22 protein-coding genes are annotated in these 22,814 nt (G+C 62.5%); 14 read left to right on the forward strand and 8 right to left on the reverse strand.

Annotated elements, in window-relative coordinates; all coding sequences use genetic code 11:
• Positions 1-44 precede the first annotated feature (44 nt).
• Positions 45-989 carry a hypothetical protein gene (locus TRD_RS06510; RefSeq protein WP_015922335.1) on the forward strand — a complete coding sequence of 315 codons (945 nt, stop codon included), beginning with the start codon at positions 45-47 and terminating at the stop codon, positions 987-989.
• An 8-nt stretch (positions 990-997) separates the two neighbouring features.
• Here the strand turns inward: TRD_RS06510 and TRD_RS06515 are convergent, their stop codons facing one another.
• The 8 genes from TRD_RS06515 to TRD_RS06550 are packed head-to-tail and all read right to left on the reverse strand — an operon-like array spanning position 998 to position 6,908.
• A complete protein-coding gene (locus TRD_RS06515; RefSeq protein ID WP_015922336.1) occupies positions 998-1,798 on the reverse strand; it encodes a 2-keto-4-pentenoate hydratase in 801 nt (266 codons plus the stop codon).
• A gap of 1 nt (position 1,799) precedes the next feature.
• Entirely contained in the window at positions 1,800-2,528 is a 729-nt protein-coding gene (locus TRD_RS06520) for a 2-keto-4-pentenoate hydratase (protein WP_015922337.1), read from the reverse strand.
• A 16-nt stretch (positions 2,529-2,544) separates the two neighbouring features.
• Positions 2,545-2,865 (reverse strand): tautomerase family protein, encoded by a 321-nt coding sequence (locus TRD_RS06525; RefSeq protein WP_226980685.1) that lies wholly within the window; start codon positions 2,863-2,865, stop codon positions 2,545-2,547.
• Positions 2,774-3,619, reverse strand: a complete 846-nt coding sequence (locus tag TRD_RS06530) for an alpha/beta fold hydrolase (protein ID WP_015922339.1) — start codon at positions 3,617-3,619, stop codon at positions 2,774-2,776. Before TRD_RS06530 ends, TRD_RS06525 begins: the two co-directional genes overlap by 92 nt.
• 29 nt (positions 3,620-3,648) lie before the next feature.
• The gene (locus tag TRD_RS06535) at positions 3,649-4,197 is read right to left on the reverse strand and encodes a flavin reductase family protein (protein ID WP_052294074.1); all 549 of its coding nucleotides are present in this window, start codon (positions 4,195-4,197) and stop codon (positions 3,649-3,651) included.
• Positions 4,157-5,227: a 4-hydroxy-2-oxovalerate aldolase gene (dmpG, locus tag TRD_RS06540; RefSeq protein WP_015922341.1), complete on the reverse strand. Its 1,071-nt coding sequence runs from the start codon at positions 5,225-5,227 to the stop codon at positions 4,157-4,159. The genes TRD_RS06535 and dmpG overlap by 41 nt, the downstream gene beginning before the upstream one ends.
• A complete protein-coding gene (locus TRD_RS06545; protein ID WP_041436016.1) occupies positions 5,224-6,150 on the reverse strand; it encodes an acetaldehyde dehydrogenase (acetylating) in 927 nt (308 codons plus the stop codon). The genes dmpG and TRD_RS06545 overlap by 4 nt, the downstream gene beginning before the upstream one ends.
• Complete coding sequence (locus TRD_RS06550) at positions 6,087-6,908, reverse strand: IclR family transcriptional regulator (protein ID WP_015922343.1); 822 nt, start codon at positions 6,906-6,908, stop codon at positions 6,087-6,089. The genes TRD_RS06545 and TRD_RS06550 overlap by 64 nt, the downstream gene beginning before the upstream one ends.
• 214 nt (positions 6,909-7,122) lie before the next feature.
• Here TRD_RS06550 and TRD_RS06555 point away from each other — a divergent pair, with 214 nt between their 5' ends.
• The 13 genes from TRD_RS06555 (at position 7,123) to TRD_RS06615 (ending at position 22,775) form a co-directional block, all read left to right on the forward strand.
• Positions 7,123-8,658 (forward strand): 4-hydroxyphenylacetate 3-hydroxylase family protein, encoded by a 1,536-nt coding sequence (locus TRD_RS06555; protein ID WP_015922344.1) that lies wholly within the window; start codon positions 7,123-7,125, stop codon positions 8,656-8,658.
• Positions 8,659-8,692: 34 nt separating this feature from the next.
• On the forward strand, positions 8,693-9,673 hold the full coding sequence (locus TRD_RS06560) for a VOC family protein (RefSeq protein ID WP_015922345.1): 981 nt from the start codon (positions 8,693-8,695) through the stop codon (positions 9,671-9,673).
• Positions 9,674-9,787: 114 nt separating this feature from the next.
• Positions 9,788-11,140 carry an ABC transporter substrate-binding protein gene (locus TRD_RS06565; protein WP_041436017.1) on the forward strand — a complete coding sequence of 451 codons (1,353 nt, stop codon included), beginning with the start codon at positions 9,788-9,790 and terminating at the stop codon, positions 11,138-11,140.
• A 149-nt stretch (positions 11,141-11,289) separates the two neighbouring features.
• Complete coding sequence (locus TRD_RS06570; protein WP_015922347.1) at positions 11,290-12,153, forward strand: branched-chain amino acid ABC transporter permease; 864 nt, start codon at positions 11,290-11,292, stop codon at positions 12,151-12,153.
• 12 nt (positions 12,154-12,165) lie between these two features.
• Positions 12,166-13,218 carry a branched-chain amino acid ABC transporter permease gene (locus tag TRD_RS06575; protein ID WP_015922348.1) on the forward strand — a complete coding sequence of 351 codons (1,053 nt, stop codon included), beginning with the start codon at positions 12,166-12,168 and terminating at the stop codon, positions 13,216-13,218.
• A gap of 2 nt (positions 13,219-13,220) precedes the next feature.
• The gene (locus TRD_RS06580) at positions 13,221-13,997 is read left to right on the forward strand and encodes an ABC transporter ATP-binding protein (RefSeq protein WP_015922349.1); all 777 of its coding nucleotides are present in this window, start codon (positions 13,221-13,223) and stop codon (positions 13,995-13,997) included.
• On the forward strand, positions 13,981-14,697 hold the full coding sequence (locus tag TRD_RS06585; RefSeq protein ID WP_015922350.1) for an ABC transporter ATP-binding protein: 717 nt from the start codon (positions 13,981-13,983) through the stop codon (positions 14,695-14,697). Before TRD_RS06580 ends, TRD_RS06585 begins: the two co-directional genes overlap by 17 nt.
• A gap of 179 nt (positions 14,698-14,876) precedes the next feature.
• Complete coding sequence (locus TRD_RS06590) at positions 14,877-15,815, forward strand: amidohydrolase family protein (protein WP_015922351.1); 939 nt, start codon at positions 14,877-14,879, stop codon at positions 15,813-15,815.
• Positions 15,816-16,093: 278 nt separating this feature from the next.
• Positions 16,094-17,431 (forward strand): amino acid ABC transporter substrate-binding protein, encoded by a 1,338-nt coding sequence (locus tag TRD_RS06595; RefSeq protein ID WP_015922352.1) that lies wholly within the window; start codon positions 16,094-16,096, stop codon positions 17,429-17,431.
• 361 nt (positions 17,432-17,792) lie between these two features.
• Positions 17,793-18,671: a branched-chain amino acid ABC transporter permease gene (locus TRD_RS06600; RefSeq protein ID WP_015922353.1), complete on the forward strand. Its 879-nt coding sequence runs from the start codon at positions 17,793-17,795 to the stop codon at positions 18,669-18,671.
• Positions 18,671-20,440: a branched-chain amino acid ABC transporter ATP-binding protein/permease gene (locus TRD_RS06605; RefSeq protein WP_041436018.1), complete on the forward strand. Its 1,770-nt coding sequence runs from the start codon at positions 18,671-18,673 to the stop codon at positions 20,438-20,440. The genes TRD_RS06600 and TRD_RS06605 overlap by 1 nt, the downstream gene beginning before the upstream one ends.
• Positions 20,433-21,152: an ABC transporter ATP-binding protein gene (locus tag TRD_RS06610; protein ID WP_015922355.1), complete on the forward strand. Its 720-nt coding sequence runs from the start codon at positions 20,433-20,435 to the stop codon at positions 21,150-21,152. The genes TRD_RS06605 and TRD_RS06610 overlap by 8 nt, the downstream gene beginning before the upstream one ends.
• 279 nt (positions 21,153-21,431) lie before the next feature.
• Complete coding sequence (locus TRD_RS06615) at positions 21,432-22,775, forward strand: ABC transporter substrate-binding protein (RefSeq protein WP_015922356.1); 1,344 nt, start codon at positions 21,432-21,434, stop codon at positions 22,773-22,775.
• Positions 22,776-22,814 lie beyond the last annotated feature (39 nt).

Genomic DNA, 22,814 nt, shown 5'->3' on the forward strand with positions numbered 1-22,814 from the left:
TGTATTCAGGAAACCGCGAATGTTCTCGGCAGGAGGTGCTCGTCATGTCTCGTCGGACCAACCGTGCGCAACGCGAGAGGCACGGCCCACATCTCTCTTCACTCGTCGCGTTGGTATTGGTCAACCTCATCGGCTTGGCCTGCGCAGTCAGCCCGGCTGGCACCCCACCGACCCCGACCCCGATCGCACACCCGAGCGAGCACGATGCACTGGTCCTGCGTATCGAGACGAGCGGAGGGCTCCTTCCGCCCTTCGTCCTGGTCACCGAGTTACCCGAGCTTTCCGTCTATGGCGATGGAACGGTCATCGTGCTCGGACCGCAGATCTTGATCTATCCACCCCCGGCACTTCCCAACCTCCTCCAGAGCCGGATCACTGAGGACGGTCTGCAGTTGCTGCTCCGGGAAGCCGCCGCTGCCGGTCTCCTCGACGGCGATGCCGATTACCCCCTCCCCGGTGTGTACGATGCCCCGACGACCTTCTTTACGGTCCACGCTGGTGGCAAGCGGACACGCGTCTCCGTTTACGCCCTGGGACTCGAGGATCCGAGCGATCCGCGCCTGACTGCTGAGCAGCGGGAAGCACGCCAAAAGCTCGCCGCTTTCGCCGCCAAGGCGCGCGACCTCACGAGCTGGCTACCGGCAGACGCGATCATCGAGCGCGACATGCCCTACGTCATTACTCGCCTGCAGGTCGTCGTTGTCCCAGCCGACGCTCCTCAAGCACCGCAGTCTCCCGAGAACATCCCCGTGAGCAGCCGCCCATGGTCGCTCCCAACGCCGCTGTCCCAGATCGGCGAGCCTGCACCGTGGGTGGGGCCGACCGCACGCTGCGCAGTCATCACGAGTCGCAAGGAGTTACCGCGTCTCTTGGAAGAGCTCGCTACCGCGAACACATTGACGCGTTGGGAGAGCGGCCAGCAGGAGTTCGTCCTGCTCGTCCGCCCTCTTCTCCCGGACGAGACCGGATGCCAACCGCGTCGCTGGTAGCGTCTCGCTCACACGAAGCGAACCGTCAGCGGTGGCTGACCATGCAGCTCGACGACGAACAGATCGCCACGGGCCGCCGGAAGAGCTCGGGCGAGTGAGCCCGAGAGCACGATATCCCCCGGCTCCAGCGCGATGCCGAATTCGGCGAGCTTGTTGGCCAACCACGCCACGCAGCGAGCCGGATGACCTAACGCAGCTGCCCCGATTCCCTCGGTCGCGACCTCGCCGTTCTTGTGGATGATCATTCCTACCGTCCGCAGATCCTCGCGGGCGAGTGCGCGGCTCCAGGGACCGACGGTAAAAGCACCGAACGAGGCATCGTCAGCGATGGTATCGGCCAGTTTGATGCGCCAGGCCTCGATGCGGCTATCGACGATTTCCACCGACAGCGCGACCGCCTCGGTCGCAGCGAGCACTTGCTGCAGCGTGACACCGGGTCCCTCCAAGCGGCGACCGATCAGGAAGGCGATCTCCCCCTCCAGGCGTGGCTGAATGAGGATCTCGGTCGGAATCTCGGCTCGTCCACCGCAAGCCGGGAAAAAGCGCGAGGCCCAGAGGCTCCCGTAGTCCGGCTCGCGGACTCCCAACTGTTCTTGCATTGCCCGGCTGGTCAACCCGATCTTGCGACCGATGACGCGCTCACCCTGAGCGATCCGCAACTCGGTCCAGCGCGTCTGGATGGCATACGCCTGTTCCGGCGTCAGGGGACCGAGTGTCTCGGTGAGTGGGGGAATCGGCTGCTTCGTCGTCAAGGCACGCTCGAGCTGGCGCGCCACCGTCTCGCTCTCCACCACCATCTGATCCGCCATGTCACGCCTCCAGTCGAGCCAGCAGGACCGCTCCACCCGGGCCGCGCAACTCGAGCACCCCAGGTCTCGCCGGCACCGCCGCCGCTGGCGATCCCAGGTAGAGAACGTGACCCGGCTCGAGACCACCGACTGCCGCCGCCAGCCACGCGACATGCTCGGTCACCGGCCCGAGCGCAGCGATCGAGCCGGCAGCGACCAGTTCGCCATCCAGGTAAAGGGAGAGTTCACCCTCGACCGGCCAGGGCAGCGCCTGCTCACCGAGAAAGAACGCTCCCCCGGAGGCATTGTCCGCCACCACGTCCGGGGCGCTGAACCGATATCCTTCCCAGACGCTGTCGAGGAGATCGATGCCCAGAAAGGCCGCCCCGATGGCCAGCGCAATCGCACCGGGCGGCGCCCCCGGATGGACCGGATCACGCAAGACGACCGCGATCTCAGGTTCGATGCGCGGTTGGACGAACTCGCTCAGGGAGAGCACCTGCTCACGCAGCATGGTCCGGCTGATCCGACCATAGATCGGGCTGCTCAGCCCCATCTGACGCTGCTTCGCCGGGCTCACCAACCCCAGCTTGTACCCCACGAGGGGCTGGTCGGCGAGGGAAGCGGCTTGCACACGATACGCGCCCGCCAGGTCGACCCCGAGTTTTTCCGCGAGCGGCGAGAGAGGCTGGCGTCGCTCTCGTGCCTCGCGGATCGCTTCCAGGAGTTTTTTCTCCGGCTCGCTCAGCATCGCTCGACACTCCCCCTCAGTCTCCTGGCTGCGACGAGGCAGCACGGTCTCGCTCCGCCATCGTCATTGTCCCGATGCCCCACTCATCGCGCCCGACTTCGTAGATGACGGTCCGAATTTCCTCCACCGGAAAACCCAGGTGACGCCCAGCTGCTTCGGCAAGTCGACGAATCAACTCGGCCTTCTGTTCCGGCGTGCGCCCTTCGACCATCGTCACCTTCAGGACCAGCATCGTGTTCTCCTTCTTAGAGCTTGCCGCGCAGAAACGCACGGACCAACTCGTTGAAGCTCTCGCGTTTCTCGATCTGTACCCAGTGGCTGCACTGCCCGAAGACATGCAGTTGCACCCGCGGCGACCGCGGGAGGAGCCAGAGGCTCGTTTCCAATGGCACGACCACGTCGTCGCGTCCGTGCACGAGCAGGATGGGTCGATCCAGCTCGCGATAGACCTCTTCGGGAAGGACGAGGGCATCCAGATGCTGCTGGCGCGGTGCGGGGAACATCGCCTCGTAACTCCGGCGCACCACTGGATCGAGTGCCGCCGCCAGGCGGTCGCGCGCGATCGCCTCCAGGTCACCACCGACCGTCGCGGGATCGTAGACGAACCAGCGGATGATCTGGGCCAGGCGCTCCGCCGTCGGTTCCTCGTAAAAACCCCAGGCGACGTCCAGCTGTTCCGTCATCCGGTGCGGGGCTCCGACCGTTCCCATGAGCACGACACGCTGGAAACGGTCGCGGTGCCGATAGAGGAGATGCAGCGCGATCGCCCCGCCCATCGAGTTACCGACCAGATGCGCCCGCGCGATCCCGAGATGCTCCATGAGCGCGATGACCTGCTCGACCCAGAGCTCCATCCAGGCCCGCGCGCCGATCGGTGGCGGATCAGGGTGCCCGCTCCGGGCAAACCCCCAGAGATCCGGAGCGATGCAATCGAAGTCGCTGGCCAGTGCAGGAAGGGCAAAGCGCCAGTTCGCCCAGGCTGTCACTCCCGGGCCAGAGCCGTGGAGGAAGATCACCGGGTCTCCACTTCCTGCCCGATGAAAATGGGTGGGCAATCGTCCCGCGTGCACGACCGACTTGGCGATCGTCACGTCCCCTCTCCCTTCCACAGCCGCGCGGTTCACCACCACCACATGCTGGTATCGTGCAGCTGAACCTCCAGGCAGCGGAAGTCACCACCGAAGAAAACGAGCGGCTCGCGCTCCCAATAGTCCAGCCAGCGCACGCGTCCCAACACCAGCGTGTGGTCCCCCGCCGGCACCCGCTCCCACACGTCGCAAACCACCTGCGCGACTGCCCCCTCCAGGAGCGGTACTCCCTCCCGCCAGGCGAAGACCGGTTCGTACCCAGCTTGCGGCTTACCGGCAAAATGCCGCGCCGCCCGCTCCTGGTCGCGGGCGAGCACGCTCACACCATAGCGGGTGGCTTCGAGCAAATAAGCGTGCATCCGTGCCCGCCGATCGACCGAAACCAGGACGAGCGGCGGATCGAGCGAGACGGACAGAAAGGCATTGGCCGTCATCCCGTGTGCTCCTTCCGGGCGCGCCACGGTAATGACCGTCACCCCCGTCGCGAACCGACCCATCGTCCGCCGGAAGTGCCGGGGATCGATCATCGGGGCTGGTTCGTCAATCAGCTGATCGCTCGGCTGCGGCTGGTTCGCGTGCATCGCCCGCTCCTTCGGCTGCGCGCTTGCGGCGCAGGATATCGAGCGCCACATCCAGGATCCAGTCCTCCTGCCCCGCCACCGCCTGGCGCCGACCGAGTTCGACCAGGATTTCGCGCGGATCGAGCCCGAACTCAGCTGCGATATGGCGAGCGTGGAGAAGGAACGTCGAATAGACCCCAGCATAGCCGATCGTGATCGCGTCCCGATCCGGGATCGGCTGGTACGGCATGATCGGGGCCACGATGTACTCGGCAGCATCCATCAACTTGAAGACATCGAGCCCCGGATTGATCCCCAACTTGTCGAGCACGGCCGCGATGAGCTCGGTGGGTGCGTTGCCGGCACCCGCACCCAGCCCACGCAAACAGCCATCCACCTGATCGGCTCCCTCCTCGATGGCCGCCAGTGTATTCCCGATCGCCAACCCGAGGTTGTTGTGCGCATGGAACCCGACCTGAATGGAGAGTCGCTCCTTGAGCGCAGCGACCCGGCGCCGGACATCGTCCGGCAACATCGCGCCGGCGGAGTCGACGATGTAGACGCAGTCGGCACCGTACGACTCCATCAATGCTGCCTGCTCGGCCAGGAACTCCGGTGGGCGCATGTGGGCCATCATGAGGAAGCCGACCGTTTCCAGGCCCATCTCTTTGGCCATCCCGAAGTGCTGCTCGGAAATATCGGCCTCGGTGCACTGCGTCGCGATGCGGACGACCTTGATGCCCCGCTCGATCGCCGCCGAGAGCTCCCTGCGCGTGCCGATTCCGGGGAGCAAGAGAGCCGCGATCTTGGCTCGCTTGGCCGTCTTCGCCGCTTCTTCGATCAGCTCGAGTTCGCTCGTCGCCGAAAAGCCGTACTGGATAGAGCTACCCGCTAGTCCGTCCCCATGGGTGACTTCGATGACCGGCACGCCAGCCTCGTCGAGCGCAGCCACGATGGCCCGCACTTGCTCCCGCGTGAACTGGTGCCGCATGGCATGGGAACCGTCCCGCAGCGTCGTGTCGGTCACGCGCGGTGGCGTGAGCGTCTTCATGCCGCCACCTCCTGCCGGATACCCAGCAAATGCTGGGCGAACAACTCACCCACCCGCCAGGCCGCTGCCGTCATGATGTCGAGATTGCCGGAATAGGGCGGCAAGAAATCACCGGCCCCCTCGACCTCGAGCAACATGGCGATAATTGTTCGTTCGCCCCACGGTGTGCGCCGCCGGTCGAAGACCGGCGCGTCCTTGAGGCGATACCCGGGGACGTATTGCTGCACTTCGGCGACCATCTGGTCGACCGACGCCACGATCGCCGCCTGGTCGAACTCCTCGTTCGCGGGAATGACGTACACGGTATTGCGCATGATGATCGGCGGCTCAGCCGGGTTGAGAATGATGATCGCCTTCCCCTGCTCAGCTCCCCCGATCGCCTCGAGCCCATGGGCGGTCGTGAACGTGAACTCGTCGATGTTCTGCCGCGTTCCTGGTCCCGCCGACTTGCTGGCGACGGTCGAGACGATCTCGGCGTAGCGCACCGGTACGACGCGACTGACAGCAAAGACGAGCGGGATGGTCGCCTGCCCGCCGCAAGTGATCAGGTTGACGTTGTCCTTGTCCAGGTGTGCGCCGAGGTTGACCGGCGGCACGACGTACGGACCGCGGGCAGCTGGCGTCAGATCGATCGCGATCTTGCCAGCCTCGCGCAGCATCTTGGCGTGACGAACGTGCGCTTTGGCGCTGGTGGCATCGAACACGATCCGGATCTCGGGGTCATCCAGGACCGCCTTGATCCCCTCGTAGCTCGTCGGGATACCTAGTTTCTTGGCGCGGGCGATCCCCTCCGACTGCGGATCGATCCCGGCGAACATGGCCAATTCCATGTGGCCCGGATTCCGCAAGAGCTTGTACATCAGGTCGGTACCGATATTCCCGGTACCGAGGATCGCGACCTTGACCGCTTGCCGTTCTCCCATGCCCAATCCTCCTGATAGTACCCGAGTTCTTCCGAAACCCGTCGCGCAGCATCGACGATCGCGGTGGTGAGCCGCTGTCGGTTCGGATAGAAGCGGTAGGCCGGCACCGAGAGACTCATCGCCGCGATGACGTGACCGCTCTCGTCGCGGATCGGCGCGGCCGCACAACAGAGCCCAACCATCACCTCTTCCTGGTCATAGGCGAACCCCTGCTGGCGGACCCGTTCCAGTTCTTCGCGCAGCTGCTCGACCGACTTGATCGTGTTCGGCGTGAAACTGACCAGACCGGTCCGCTCGACGATCCCGAGCACGACCTCCCATGGCTGATGGGCAAGCAGCACCTTTCCGACGCCAGAGCAGTGCGCTGGGAGACGCTTGCCGACTCCGGACAGAACGATCTCGAGGGCACGATCGCCTTGAAGCTTTTCGACGTACAACACTTGTCCATCGACCAACACGGCAAGGTGCGTCGTCTCGCCCCACCCAGCGACCAGACGCTCCATGACCGGACGGGCCGCGCGGAGGAGCGCACTCGAGTCGAGCAGCGTCTGACTCAGCTCGAACAGCGCCCAGCCGAGACGGTAACGGCCAGCGGCCGTTCGCTGCAAGAGACCTTCCGCTGCCAAGGTACGCAGAAGCGCATGAGCACCCGACTTGGGGATCTCCAGCGCTGCGGCGACCTCGGTGACCCCCCATTCAGGCTGGTGCGGCGTAAACAGGCGAAGCACTTGTGCTGCCTTTTGCACGGTCTGGAGCATCGCACCCTCCACACCATCACGATACCAGCACGTTGGCAAACCAGCAAGCAGCTCGTTCACGATGGCTGAACCACACGCCGTCCGCTGGCTCGCTCACGGGAGATCATAACGGGAAGTTCATGATAGCCGAACGAGACAATTGACGTGACGTGATGCTCGCACTATCTTCGGACTAGAAGTGGTGAGGAGCCGATCTTTCGAGGGAGAACGGTCGATGGCACAAGTCATCCAGACGTCGCCCCGTCCGATGACCGGCGAGGAGTACTTGGAGAGCCTGCGGGACGGCCGCAAGGTCTTTTTCCGCGGTGAATGGGTCGAGGACGTCACGACCCATCCGGCCTTCCGCAACGCCGCACGCACAGTCGCCCGACTGTACGACGCGCTCCATTCGCCGGAGACGCGTGAGATCCTGACGAAGGTCGATCGCCAGGGCATTCTGACCCACAAGTTTTTCGCCCCTGCGTATTCCGCAGAGGATCTCAAGGAGGCGGCCCAAGCCATCGCGGTCTGGCAACGGATGAGCTTCGGCTGGATGGGTCGGACACCGGAGTACAAGGCCGCTTTCATGGCCACGCTCGGCGCTGACCCGGACTATTACGCTCCCTTCGGCGAAACAGCACGGCGGTGGTACCGCGAATACGCTTCCCGCGTCCTCTTCATGAATCACGTCATCGTCGACCCACCGATCGATCGCAATCGTCCACCCAGCGAAGTCCGCGATGTGTATATCCACGTCGTCAAGGAGACGGACGGCGGCATCATCGTGAGTGGTGCCAAGCAAGTCGCCACGGCATCGGCCCTCACCCACGGCACCTTCGTCGGCGTCAACAGCGGGAGCGCTGCGCGCCTGCAAGAGGGCCGAGACGAGGACGTCGCGCTCGTCTTCTTCGTCCGTATGGACAACCCGCGCCAGTACCTGATTTCGCGCGCGTCATACGAACTCGATGCTGAGAGCCCCTTCGATCATCCGCTCTCCAGTCGCTTCGACGAAAACGATGCATTTTTGGTTCTGGACGAGGCATTCATCCCCTGGGAAGACGTGCTCATTTACCGCGACGTGGCCAAGTGCAAGCGATTCTATGCCGATTCCGGCTTCTTCAATCGCTTCAACCTGCAGACGACGATCCGTTTCATGATCAAGCTGGAGTTCATGATCGGTCTCTTGCAGAAAGGCTTAGAGTGCAACGGGACGGCCGATTTCCGCGGAAACCAGGTAATGGTCGGGGAACTCGTCGCGCTCCGGCATCTCCTTTGGGCCATCGTCACGGCGATGGTGAGCGATCCCGAGCCGAGCCTGGGTGGGTCAGTCGTGCCGCGTCTGGAATACGCGGCCGCTGCGCGGGTCTACACCAACTTCGCCTGGGATCGCATCCGCCAGATCTACGAGCGGATCCTCGGTGGCGCCCCCATCATCAATGTGTCCAGCTACCGCGATTTCCTCAACCCCGAGGTCCGGCCGCTCCTCGACCGCTATCTCCGCGGGACCGGGATGAGCGCCGTGGAACGCAGCAAGCTGTACAAGCTGGTGTGGGACGCCGTGTACTCCGAGTTCGGTGGCCGGCACGGGCTCTATGAGCTGAATTATGCCGGCAATCACGAGCAGAAGTACCTCGACCCGCTCCAGTGGGCAGAGCGCCGTGGGTTCATGCAGCAGTGGAAAGCGCTCGTCGACGAGTGCCTCAGCCAGTACGACCTCGATGGTTGGCGAGACGCGACGTGGGTGTGGGAAACGAACGGTCGCGAACGGTGAGGTCGGGGATCGGACCACTCAGGGAGGTGGAGTCATGGCGGATCTCCGTGTCCCGGTCGTCGCACAGCTCGCCCATGTCGAGCTGTTGACGCCCAAGCCGGACGAGAGCCTCTGGTTCTTCACGAAACTCCTCGGGATGAGCGTCGTTCATCAGGAGGGACAATCGGTTTACCTGCGGGCGTACGAGGACTGGTTCCTTTGGACGCTCAAATTGACGGAGGCACCGCAAGCCGGACTCGGACACGCCGCGTGGCGCGTCTCGGCGCCCGAGCTGCTGGACGAGGCCGCCGCAGCCATCGAGGCAACGGGGCTTGGGCTTGGCTGGCAGGAAAGCGAATACGGCGGTGGACGCGCCTACCGCTTCCGCATGCCAGACGGTCATCGCATGGAGTTGATCTGGGATCTCGAGTACTACCAAGCGCCCGAGGACCAGCGCAGTGCACTCAAGAACCGGCCCCAGCGCCGCCCGCTAGACGGCGTACCCGTGCGCCGGCTCGATCACATCAACTGCTTCGTGAGCGATGTCGAGGTCCACGAAGCGTTCCTCCGGAACTATCTCGGCTTCAAGCTGCGCGAGACCAAGATCGGCGGCGATGGGAAAAAGGTCGGATCCTGGCTCTCGGTGAGCCCGCTCGTCCACGAGATCGCGGTCATGCGCGACGGAACTGGCCAGGGGAATCGCTTGCACCACATCGCGTACTGGTACGGCTACCCACAACATTGTTATGACGTGGCCGACGCCTGTCGGGACTGGGGCATCAAAATCGAGGCTGGTCCTGGGAAGCACGGCACGACCCAGGCGATGTTCCTCTACGTCTTCGAGCCGGGCGGAAACAGGGTCGAGCTGTGGGGTGACGCAGGATACCTGATCTTCGACCCCAACTGGCAGACCGTGGTGTGGGATGTCTCCCACGAATCGGATCTGTACTCGAGTACGGTGTGGCTCGGCGCATCGACGATGCCAGAATCGTTCTACACCTACGGGACGCCAGAAAAGGTGACGGTCGGCGTCTGAGAAAGAGGACACTGGTGGGCCAGTGCGAGGATGAGTCGACTGGCCCACCGCGACGATCCAGCGATGAGCGAGAGTGTGAGAGAACGGGTCAGTCGCTTTGCGAGGAGGAGATCGATGGAGCGGAGCGATTTCCAGCACCTATTCCGTCGGCCGGTTCGACGGCGAACAGTCATCGTTGGGATCGGGACGGCAGCACTCGGTGGTCTGCTCGCTGCCTGCCGTGGTGGTGGTGCCACACCGACGCCGACCACCGCGCCAGCGACGCCGACCCCGGCAGCAGCCACACCGACTCCGGCAGCTGCGACACCGACGCCGGCTGCGGCAGCGACTCCGACTGTCGTGGTCACACCGGCTGCCGCGGCGGAACCGATCCGCATCGGCCTCATTCACGGTTATACGGGTGTCTTTGCGGCATTGGCTGAGAATCTGACCCGGGGTATCCAACTCGCCTTCGAGTCGATCGACAACACGGTAGCGGGTCGCAAAGTCACCTTCGTCCAAGAAGACGACGCCTCCAATCCGGAGCAGGGACTCACCAAGACGAAGCAGCTGGTCGAGCGCGACAAGGTGCACCTCATCATCGGGTACATTCACAGCGGTGTCGCACTTGCCTGCCGCGATTACATTCACCAGAGCGGCGTCCCGACGATCATCGACAATGCAGGAGCGCAAGCGATCACGCGCGACCCGCAGCGGCGTAGTCCGTATATCTTCCGAGTCTCGTTCGCCAATGGCCAATATGAGTGGCCGATGGGGCAGTACGCCTTCGAGCAACTCGGCTACAAGCGACTCGCCTTCATGGCTCCCGATTATGCCGCTGGACACGAAAAAGCGGAGCCGGTCAAGGCGGCGTTCCAGAAGGCAGGTGGCGAGATTGCCGGTGAGGTCTATCCGCCGCTCGACACGAGCGACTTCGCGCCCTTCCTCCAACGGATCCAGCAAGCGCAGCCGGATGCGGTTTGGGCCTTCTTCGCTGGCGCCGACGCGGTCCGCTTCGTGACGCAGTACCAGGACTTCGGGCTCAAAGACCAGATTCCGCTCATCGGCGTTGGTGACCTGGTCGACGAGGCCTATCTCGATCAGCAAGGGGATGCAGCGCTCGACGTCGTGACGTCACTCCATTACTCACCGTACATCGATTCACCGGAGAACAAGGCTTTTGTCGACGCCTTCAAAAAGAAGTATGGGCGCGTTCCCAACCAGTTCGCCTACCAAGGTTACTTGGCTGCGCTCGTCGCAGCGAAAGCACTCGAGGCGGTACAGGGCAAGGTCGAAGACACGCAAGCATTCCTCAAGGCGCTCAAGGGCGTTCAGTTCACGGGACCAGCCGGTCCATTCCGCTTCCATCCGGAAACGCAGAATGTCGTCATCACTGTCTATTTCCGGAAGGTCCAGCGCCTGCCGGATGGCACGCTCGGTAATGTCGTGCTCGGCAAGCGCGAGAACGTGGACGACCTCTCGTTCTAGTCCCTGGGTGCGGGTGACGCTCGCCCATCGAGCGTCACCCGCAGTGCGTATTTGGTACCTGAAGCGTTCTACGAGTATCGTTGAAGCATCGAACTCACAGGCGCTCTCCAGTCGATGGTTCGGGCGAACCGAGGGCGAAAGGAGGTCCGGTGCCGGTCAATACTGCCAGTCTCGTCATCGGTCTGTCCTATGCGAGCCTGCTCTTTCTGGTCGCGGTCGGGCTCTCGGTCGTCTTCGGTCTCATGCGCTTCATCAACCTCGCGACCGGCTCGCTCTACCTCATCGGTGGGTACATCGGGTGGTCCGTGGCACGCTCGACGGGGAACTTCCTCCTCGCACTCGTGGCTGGCGCTCTGGCTGCTCTGGTCGTGGGGATCGCCATCGAGCGGGGTTTCTTGCAGCGCCTGCACCGCAAGGAACTTCTGCAGGTCGCTCTGACGCTCGGTGTGGCCTACGTGGTACAGGACGTCACACGGTGGATCTGGGGCGGGGATCCACTGCGTCTCCGACCACCAGCGATGCTGCGCGGCTCGATGGAACTTTTCGGCTCAGTCGTTCCGATCTATCGGGTCGCCTTGATCGTCATCGGAGCCGTTCTGGCTATCCTGGTCTGGTACCTGCTCGAGCGCACCAAGTGGGGAGCCTACGTACGGGCTGGCGTCGACGATCTCGAGATGGTGCAGTGTCTCGGCATCAATGTTCGACGGATCTTCGCCATCGTCTTCTCGCTGGGTGCCCTCCTCTCCGGTCTCGGTGGAGCGCTCGGCACACCCGTGACGGGTGTCGCGCCTGGTACTGATATCCAGCTTCAACTCATGGCGCTCATCGTCGTCATTCTGGGCGGACTCGGTTCTGTCTTGGGAGCGATCGCGGCGAGCATCGTGGTGGCACTGACCGACACGATCGTTCGGACCTTCTGGCCCGAGGCCTCGTTCTTCGCGGTGTGGGCACTCGCTGCTGTCGTCCTCATCGTCCGCCCACAAGGACTGTTCGGCCGACCTGGCTGGGCCTAGGAGGGAAACCCGATGATGGCGACAGCACGTCTGGCACGAAACTGGCGCAGGGCGATCGGTGTTCCTCTCGCAGTCCTACTTCTCGCGGCTCCCGCCTTCCTCCCGACCTACCCGCTTTCTGTCCTGACCGAGATCCTGATCTTCTCGCTGTTTGCGATGTCCCTCAACCTCCTGCTGGGCTATGCCGGACTTCCTTCCCTCGGCCACTCGGCCTTCTTCGGAACTGGCGGGTACGCCGTCGGACTGCTCGCCAAGTATCTCGGCATCCCTGCTCCCGTCGCCTTGCTCATTGCGGTGGTCGCCGGAGTGGCGCTCGCGCTCGTCACTGGCCCCTTCGTGCTGCGAACGCACGGGGCATACTTTCTCATCCTGACCCTCTCGCTAACGCAAGTCCTGTTCGGAATCGTCTGGCTCTGGCGCCGGGTGACAGGCGGTGACGACGGGCTGCCGGGCATTCCCACACCGAAGCTTCCCTTTCTCGTCGGGCGTGTCTCCGATACCGCCAACTTCTACTACCTCGCGCTTGTCGTGGTCGGGATCGCGCTCCTCACGATGGCTTGGATCGTCCGTTCACCGTTTGGGCTCGCCCTCATCGGCATCCGGGAGAACGAGCGCTACCTGGCTGGCCTCGGCTATCCCACATGGACACTGAAATACGCTGCGTACACCATCGCAGGCGGCTACGGAGCCCTGGCGGGTGGTCTGTTCGCCTACTTCAAAGGCTTCGTCGGCCCAGGGCAGATCAGCTGGCTCTTGGCAGGCGAGGGCATGGTCATGGTCATCCTTGGGGGAGCTGGAACCTTCTGGGGCCCGATCATCGGAGCCGCACTCGTCCTGTTGCTGCGTTATGAGGTCAGCGCGTTCACGCAGCGCTGGGTCATGATTCTCGGTATCGTCTTCATCCTGACCGTGCTTCTGCTACCGCAAGGCATCGTTCGGTTACCGGATCGGATCCGCCAGCTGCGGGCCCAGTTGCGGCGGGAGGCCCCCTTGGCTCGCAGACCAGCTTCAGCAGTCAGTCCTCACCGCGAGCCATCGGTCGAGCAAGTCATCGAGAGGTCGTGAGGATGACAGCAGTACCGGCACTCCAACTCGAGCACGTCAGCAAGACCATCGGCGGGCTGACGATCCTCGAAGACATCTCGCTCACCGTGCAGCCAGGCGAGCGACGGGCCATCATCGGTCCCAACGGTGCAGGCAAGACCACGCTCCTCAACGTGATCGCCGGTTTCCTTCCGGCGACCCGTGGTCGAGTGATCGTCTTCGGGCGCGACGTCACCAGGTTACCAGCGCATCGTCGGGTCGATGTCGGATTGCTCAAAACGAACCAGCAGCCGGCAGTCTTCCAGGAGCTGACTACACGCCAGAACATCTTGATCGCGCTCCTCCGAGGACGCCACCGCCTGCTCGGCCTCACTGGGCAAGTGAACAGCGATCGCGCTGTCCAGCGCGAAGCCGAGCGTGTGCTCGAGGAATGGGGACTGTTGGACGTCAGCGATATCGAAGTCCGTCATCTCCCACATGGGTATCAGCGACGGGTCGAGCTGGCCGCACGCTTCGCTTTGCGACCGCGCTTGCTGCTGCTCGACGAGCCAGCCGCCGGCCTGGCCGTCGACGAGATTCCCGCCTTCATCGAGCGACTCGCACAGCTTCCACGCGATATGACGGTGGTCCTCGTGGAGCACAGCATGCGCGTCGTCTTCTCCTTCGCTGACCGAATCACGGTTCTCCACCACGGGGCCGTCCTGGCTGACGGTACTCCGGACGAGATCCAGCGCAACGAGGACGTGCAGGCAGCGTATCTAGCAGGAGCGATGCGAGGGCGAAATGCTGGAACTGCGTGACGTCTACGGAGGCTACGGCGAAGGCTTCGTCTTGAACGGACTCTCGTTGACGGTCGAAGAAGGCCAAGTCGTCGGTCTCTTGGGGCGAAACGGTGCGGGGAAGACGACGACCATGCGAGCGATCATGGGTTTGCTCCCTCGACTGGCCGGCGAGATCCGCCTGCGCGGCCAGTCGCTCGTCGGCCTACCGCCCCATGTCATCGCCCACAAGGGTATCGCGCTCGTTCCGCAAGGTCGGCGCATCTTCCCCTCGCTGACGGTCACGGAAAATCTCCTGATCGGTGCGCGACCACCGCGCCCCGACCAGCGGGTCCGCTGGACCGTCGAGGAGATCTATCAGCTCTTCCCGATTCTCAAGGAGCGGGGGAAAATCCGCGGAACGCTCTTGAGCGGTGGCGAGCAGCAAATGCTGACGATCGCCCGCTCGCTCATGACCCAGCCCCTCGTTCTCCTGTGTGACGAGCCATCGGAAGGGCTTGCACCGGTCATGGTGCAGCGCGTCGGTGAGATCTTGCAGCGCCTCAAGCAGGCGGGACTGTCGATCCTCCTAGCGGAACAGAACATCGATCTCGCGCTTTCCGTCATCGATGTCGCCTATATCGTCGAAGAGGGGCGCGTCATCTGGCAGGGATCAGCTGCGGAACTCGTCGGCAACCGCGAACTCCAGGAGACCTACTTGGGAGTCCGCGTCGAAGCGTGACCGCGTCCGTTTCGGCCGAGTTTTGGCCTGCCTCGGTTCGTCGCACCGGCCTGCATCGTTGCCGTTCACTGGTCGATGCCGAGGAGCGCCCCGTTCCCGCGCCTAGCGACCTAGGGGACGAATCTGTCTCTCCCCGTCGACGAGTCCGCCCCTCGGGGATCATGCAGTGGGGGAAGCTCATGACCATCGATTGCCACATTCATGCCATACCAGAAGCGATGCTCGCGTGGCTCCGCAGCAACGCAGCGCGGGCGGGAGCTCGTTTCGAGCAGCGAGAACCCGGGAAACCGCCGATCCTGATCGTTGGAGGGCGCTGGCCGTTCGAACTCAAGCCGGTCTTTCACGACCTCGATCAGTTCCTGGCAGCACTCGATGCAGCGGGAATCGAGCGCGCGCTTCTGTCGCCAGTTCCCCAGCTCTTCTTCTACGAAGCAGAACCAGCATTGGCGCGCGAGGCGGCTCGGGCCTACAACGAGGCACTCTTGGGGTGGCAGAAGCGGGCACCGCAGCGACTCGACCTCCTGGCAACGGTACCACTCAACGATCCATCAGCTGCAGCAGACGAACTCGCCTGGGCGATGGAGCGGGGCATGCGGGGTGCCATCGTCGGCCCGGGTACCGCGGATCGGCTGCTGACTGATCCCGTCTTCGAGCCCTTCTGGCGGGCCGCTGACGAGCGCAAGGCGATCCTTTTCCTCCACCCGCTTTTGAGTCGCGATCCTCGTCTCGCACGACCACAACTTCCCAACATGATCGGCGTGCCCTGGGAGACGACGGTCGCCGCTGCCGATCTGATTTTCGGAGGCGTCCTCGATCGCTACCCGAATGCACGTATCCTGCTGGCACACGGCGGCGGCTACCTGCCGTATCAAATCGGTCGTCTCGAACGCGCTTATGCAGTGTGGGAGGCAGTGCGCCGGCAACTCGCTGAACCCCCGTTGGCCTATCTCCGGCGCTTTTGGTACGACACGGTTCTCTGGCGACATGAGACGCTGGAATATCTCTGCGCTGTCGTCGGCCCGGATCGTATCGTTCCCGGATCGGACTTTCCCTTCGATCTGTCCGTGTGGCCGCCGTTGGGCACGAGAGAGGGAAGTTCGACATTGTTCGCGGAGTAACGGGACGACGGTACGGAGGCCTTGGGGAGGATCGCCGACTCAGTTCCGGTATTCTGAACAACTCACTTGTTATCCTTGTTTTGACAGAGTACAAGAAAATGGAACAGTCGCCGCGACGTATCGGATCAATCGACTGCAGCCGACATGAGCGACTGGCCTCGTACAGTCCTGACTGTGGCAAGGGGGATGTATGACGTGAAGCGAAGCGTCAGCCAGCGATGAGTGGCGTACAGGGGAGGAGTCCGCGTTGAGCTCGACCGAGGAGGAGGAAGGGAATCATGCGATCACTGACACGACGGCATGTGCTCATACTCGCTGGTTCGGCAGGACTCTCCGCACTTTTGGTAGCATGCGGCGGGCAGACAACACCTACTCCGGCGCCACAGCCGTCGCCGACTCCGCCGGCTGCTCAGCTGCCGACCCCAACGGCTGCGGCGGTCACGAGTCCAGCTACCCCACCGACACCGACCGTCGTAACGAGCAAGCCTGCGAAGACATTGCGGATCGGATTTGCTATCTCCAAGAGCGGACCCTACGCTGCTGGCGCCGGTATCACGATCTACCCCAACTACATCTTGTGGACCAAAGACGTGAACGAGGCAGGCGGCATCAAGCTGAGCGATGGCATGTATGCCATCGAACTCATCGAATACGATGACCAGAGCAGCCCAGAGGAAGCGATCAAGGCCATCCAACGCCTCGTCAATCAAGACAAGGTCGATCTCCTTCTTCCACCCTGGGGTACTGCGATGAACCTGGCCGTCGCTCCCGTCTTTCACCAGTTGGGGTACCCGCAACTCGGTGTCGCGAATCTGAGCGACAAGTCTCCCGATCTCGCCAAACAGTGGCCAGGGTACTTCTCTTTCCTCGGGACATCGAGCCAGTACTCCGAAGCGATCGCCGATCTCTTGGGCGATCTCGCGGCGCAGGGCAAGATCGGAAAGAAGGTCGCACTCATCCACGTCGACGACGAATTCGGGCTCGAGCTCTCCGCAGCAGCCCGCAAGAAACTCAAGGACACCGGCTTCGAACTCGTCTACGACCAGGGTTATCCACTCGGCACGACGGATTTCCAACCGATTCTGACCGATATCAAGAGCCGACAGCCCGATGCATTCGTCGCGTGCAGCTATCCGGCCGATACACTCGCGTTGCCACAGGCTGCCATGGTACTGGATTTCAATCCAGCCGTCTTTTTGACAGCTGTCGGGACGGCCTTCCCGATTTATCTCGGCCAATTCGGTCAGAATGCCGAGGGCGTGATGGGTCTGGGTGGTATCGATCCCAAGCACTCGGAACTCATGGACTACTACAAGCGCCACAAAGAGGTGACCGGTCAGGAACCGGACCGCTGGGCTAGCCCGGTGTGCTACGCATCGTTACAGGTGCTGCGACAGGCACTGGAGCGAGTCGGCAAAATCGATCGTCCTGCGCTCACGAAGGAGATCGCGACCGGCTCATTCCAGACGATCATCGGAACCGTCAAGCTCGAAGGGAATGTCTATTACGGAAATCGGTTGCTCGGTCAGTGGCAGAACGGCGAGTTTCTGGCCGTCTGGCCAAAGGACAAGGCGCCCGTACAGCCGATCGTACCGAAGCCGGGTTGGAAGAAATAATCGGTCTACAGATTTTTCACGAATGCTCGATCGGGGCAGTCCCACGCAATACCGGGCTGCCCCGCTCGGGCCACTGAACTCCCTGCCGAGAACGCAGGAGTTCTGGTTCTCACTGAGCAGGGAGAAAAGCCTGTCGGCCCGATCATCGGGCTCGCAAAGGGACCGCCAGGTAGCAGGGTGCACGGGATAGCGACAGCGCTTATGGGACCGATCAACGATCGATGTCTCGCCAGGTAGATTCGTCTCTTGCCAGACGTCCGTCGTTATCGCTACAATATCCTTGATATCTAAACTCCTTCACAGCATTGCTGGATCGGCAACACAGACGGGGTATGTTGGGCACAAAGCGGTGGGAGAGCCTATGATCTCTGTACTCGATGCCCTGGTCACTGGCCTCGTTTACGGTGGCGTGTATGCGTTACTGGCTCTCGGCCTCACCCTGCAGTACGGCGTCGCTCGCATCCTGAACCTGGCTTACGGTGATTTTCTGATCGCAGCAGCGTTGCTGACGACGCTCCTCTTCCAGCGTTACCAACTCAGCCCGCTGGTCGCGCTCCTGTTGCTTGCGCCTCTCAGCTTCCTGATTCATCTTCTCGTCTACCATCTGGTCTTTGTCCCGTTGGAACGACGCAGTGGTTCGTGGCGAGCGATGGAGGCCTCGAGCATCTTGCTCGCCTTCGGGCTTTCCTTCGTCGTATCCGGCACGATGCTCGCCATCTTCGGTGGGAAACTCTTCTCGTATTCCTATCTTTTGGTGCCAGTCAAGTTGCTCGGGAGCGTCGTCCCTGCCAATCGTTTGCTGGCCTTCGTGCTCGCGCTCGCTTTCGGTGCTCTGGCCTATCTATTGCTGGTCCGCACGCGCATCGGCACGGCGATCCGCGCTATCGCGGTCGACCCTGATGGTGCTCCCCTCGCGGGGATCGACGTCCGAAGGTGGGCAGGTTTGACCTTCGCCTTCGGTGGCATCATCTGTGCAGCGAGTGGCGTTCTCATCAGCATGTTTCAGACGTTCAATGTACCCATGGGTATCACCTTCACGCTCAAAGCGCTCGTCGTCGTCATCTTGGGCGGGGTCGGCAATGCGCTCGGCGCTCTCGTCGCTGGGCTGATTCTCGGGGTCACGGAGTCGTTCGTCGCTCGGTTCGTCAGCCCCGGACTGACGCTGGCTGCGGTCTATGCGCTGTTCATTCTCGCGGTTCTCACGTTGCGCACGGGAATTCTCGGGAGGGCACTCCGGTGATGCGACCGATCGCACGCACAGCCACCCTGCCTGCTCTCTTGCTCGTCGCTGCGCTGGTCCCACTGGCAGGAAACGACTTTCATATCGCGCTCGGGATCTCGATCCTGATGTATGCCACTCTTGCCATCGCCTGGGGACTCTTCGCTGGGCCGACGAAGTACATCGGCCTCGCCACCGCAGCCTTCTTCGGCGTCGGTGCCTACACGGTGGGTCTCCTCTACGAGAAGGTGCCGATGCTGGCGCTGTACCCACTCGCCGCAGTCATCGCTGCTCTCTTGGCGCTCATCGTCGGACTCACCACATTGCGCATTCAAGGGATGTACTTTACCATCTTTACTTTCGGCTTAGCGGAACTCATCCGCCAGCTCATGACGTGGTATCAGCGGAACGTCACGGGATCCGTCGGTCTTTACATCATCACCGACATCACTGCTCGGCAAATTTATTGGGCATTGACTGTTCTCCTTGGACTCACATTACTCGCCGGCTGGCTTCTCGCACGCTCGCGCTATGGGCTTGCGCTCCTCATGATCGGTGAGGACGAGGTAGCGGCTCGGCACAGCGGGGTACGAACCACCGCCGTCAAGGTGCTCACGCTCGCCGGTACCTCCGCGATCATGGCAGTGACCGGAGCCATCGTCGCGCCGCGCTGGACGTACCTCGATCCGAACATCGCGTTCAACCCCACGCTTTCCTTCATGCCAGCAGTCATCGCGTTGCTCGGCGGGATGCAGCGATTCTGGGGACCACTGGCCGGAGCGATCCCGCTCGTCATCCTCTTCGACCAACTCAATGCGCGCTTCCCGACCGCCTACACGCTGATCCTGGGACTCCTCTTCATGGCGATCGTGTTCGTCATTCCCAACGGGATTCTGGGCTTGCTGCCCAAGATCGAACGCAAGCGCATGGCCGAAGCACGCCTCACCACCCCTGCAGCATCCACCCTCAGCGAACCACTCGCACCCGCGATGCCAGCTCGCAGCGCAACTCCGAGCATCGATGGAATCAGTGGTCCGGTCGGGAAACTCTCATCGCACGGTTCGACACTGCTCGAGGTTCGCTCGCTGCGCAAGACCTTCGGCGGGATCGTTGCGGTGGATGATCTCTCGTTCGAAATTCGCGAAGGCGAGGTCTTCGGTATTATCGGGCCGAACGGTTCGGGCAAAACGACCGTGCTCAATCTCATTTCCGGGCTTTACCAACCAGACCGGGGCGAGATCGTCTTTGTGGGACATAAGATCACTGGCAAGGCACCGGAGGAAATCGCCCGGCTCGGTATCGCACGCACCTTTCAACTAGTGCGCATCTATCCGGCCCTGACGTGCCTCGATCACGTCACGCCAGCTGCCTTGTTCGCAGGGCACGCCCGATCACTGAGCGACGCCCGCGAACAGGCACGGCAGCTGCTCGAGGAACTCGGCATGGCGGCCTACGTCCATGTTCCAGCTGGGCAGCTCAATTTCATCGACCAAAAGCGGCTGGAACTGGCGCGAGCACTCGCGCTGCGTCCGAAACTCTTGTTGCTCGACGAGTGGCTGGCCGGACTCAACCCCTCCGAGATGCTCATCGGGATGGAGCTGATCGAGTCCCTCCGTGGCAGAGGCATGACGATCGTGCTCATCGAGCATCTCATGCAAGCGGTACGCCGACTCTGCGATCGCTGCATCGTGATGAGTTTTGGCCAGAAGATCGCTGAAGGGTTACCAGGCGAGGTGCTGCGCGATCGAGAGGTCGTCCGCGTCTATCTCGGAGAGGCAGACGATGCTTGAGCTGCGCGAGCTAACGGTCCATTACGGACTCCACCCTGCGATTCAGAATGTCTCGCTCCAGGTCGCTTCTGGCGAGATCGTGGTCGTGCTCGGTGCCAATGGTGCAGGCAAATCGACGCTCCTCAAGGCCACGATGGGCCTGGTCCGCCCCACGCACGGGCACATCCTGCTCGACGAGCTCGATTTGACGAGCCTCGTGCGCCGTCGTCTGACCCACCAGATCGTCGAGCAGGGTCTCGTCCTCGTGCCAGAGCGTGGAGGGACCTTCACTGACCTCACGGTTCAGGAGAATCTCCTGCTGGGAGCCTTTCCGCATCGAGCGCGAGCCCGCGAGCGCGAACTTCTGACCTTCGCACTGGAACTCTTCCCGAAACTGAAGGAACGCTTGAGCCAGAGAGTCGGCACCATGAGTGGGGGCGAACAGCGCATGGTGGCTGTCGCGCGCGCGCTCATGGCCGCTCCGCGCTTCCTTTTGCTCGATGAGCCGACACTCGGCTTGGCCCCCGTGCTGGCGAAACAGCTCCTGCGCGTCTTACCGAAGATCGCCGCCGAAGGTATCGGCATCCTGCTGGTCGAGCAGAACGCTCACCTCAGTCTCAGCGTCGCCCAGCGCGGTGCAGTGCTAGCAAACGGTGTCCTCGTACACGCAGCGAGTGCGGCCGATCTGCGCGACGATCCGACTGTCCGTACCGCCTACCTCGGAAGCGATTGAGTCGCCTCCCTCCTCCACCACCGAGGACGGTCACCGTGTTCGGCTATCCTGAATCGCCCTCTTGCACTCACGACATTTTGCGTGTAAACTGTCGTACGAGTAGCACACAGCTAGTCAGAGTCCATACGCTGGATCTGGAAGCCCTTCACGTCATCGTCATCGTCATGAGTGAAGGGAGGAGATACCGCAAAGAAAGACCTTGTCTACACACGAAGAAGTTTAGTTCTCTCCTGTCGCGAATCGTGATCGGTTCGGAATACGGAAGAGGAGGAGAATACCATGCGTGTCTCGCGACGACGATTCTTCGTAACAGCAGCTGCGCTGAGCGCCTCCGCACTCTTGAGTGCTTGCGGTGGTGCGGCAACGCCGTCCCCGGCCCCGCAACCCACCCCTACTACCGCACCGGCCGGGCAGCAACCAGCTGCCACGCCGACCCTGGCTCCCGCTCCGGCTGGGTCACCCACCGTCGCGGCGACTCAACCGACCAAGAAACTGCGTATCGGTTGCGCAGTGTCCTTGTCGGGCGTGTTCGCAGCGGGTGCGGACGTGACGATCGTCAAGGCCTACAAGCTCTGGCAAGACGACGTCAACAAGGCTGGAGGATTCCAGCTGGCCGATGGTCGCTACGAGGTCGAAATCATTTGGGCAGACGATCAAAGCAACCCCGAAGAGTGTATCAGGCAAGTGCAGCGGCTCATCACGCAGGAAAAGGTGGACTTCCTCATTCCACCGTACTCGACGGGAATCAACCACGCTGTAGCTCCCATCTTCCACCAGAACGGCTATCCGCAAGTTGCGGTGGCGACGTGGGTCACGGAAGAGGACGCCAAGCGTTTCCCGTACTTCGTGAGCTTCCTCGGTCGTCCCGAACAGTATGCAGAGGAAGGGATCGTCGGTCTCCTCAAATATCTGAATCAGCAGGGCAAGATCGGCAAGCGCGTTGCGCTGCCCTACGTCGATGCCGAGTTCGCCCTCGATTTCGTCAAGCCACTCCGGCCTGCTCTGCAAGCTGCAGGGTTCGAAATCGTCTACGACCAGGGTTACCCCATGGAAGTCAGCGACATGCAGTCGATCGTTACCGAGATCATGCGCCTGAATCCCGACGCCGTCATCGGCATCACCTACCCCAATGACACGATGCTCTACGTCCCACCCATGAAAGTTCTCGGATTCAATCCACCGCTTCTCTTCCTCGCCAATGGCCCTAACTACTACTTCTTCTATGGCACGTATGCCGATGACGCCGAGGGAGTGATGGGTCTCGGTGGTATCGACGTCCGCAACCAGCAACTCGTTGACTTCTACAAGCGCTTCGCAGCCTTCAATGGGACGGAAGCTGACCGCTGGGGCGGCCACGTCTATTATGTCGTTGGCCAAGTGATTCAACAGGCGTTCGAGCGCGTCGGAAAGATCGATCGCAAGGCGATCGGCGACGAAATCTTGAAGGGTACGTTCGATACGATCATGGGCCAGGTGAAGCTCACCGGTAACGCCTTCCTCGGTAACTGGCTCATCGGTCAGTGGCAGCGGCAGTCGGATGGCAAACTCGAGTACGTCGCCATCATGCCGCGTGACCGCGCCAGTGCCGAGCCACTCGTTCCCAAGCCGACGTGGAAGAGCTGAGATGCACCACACACACGAGCGGGGAGCGGCACGACTGCT

Source organism: Thermomicrobium roseum DSM 5159 (genome assembly GCF_000021685.1).
Lineage (GTDB): Bacteria > Chloroflexota > Chloroflexia > Thermomicrobiales > Thermomicrobiaceae > Thermomicrobium > Thermomicrobium roseum.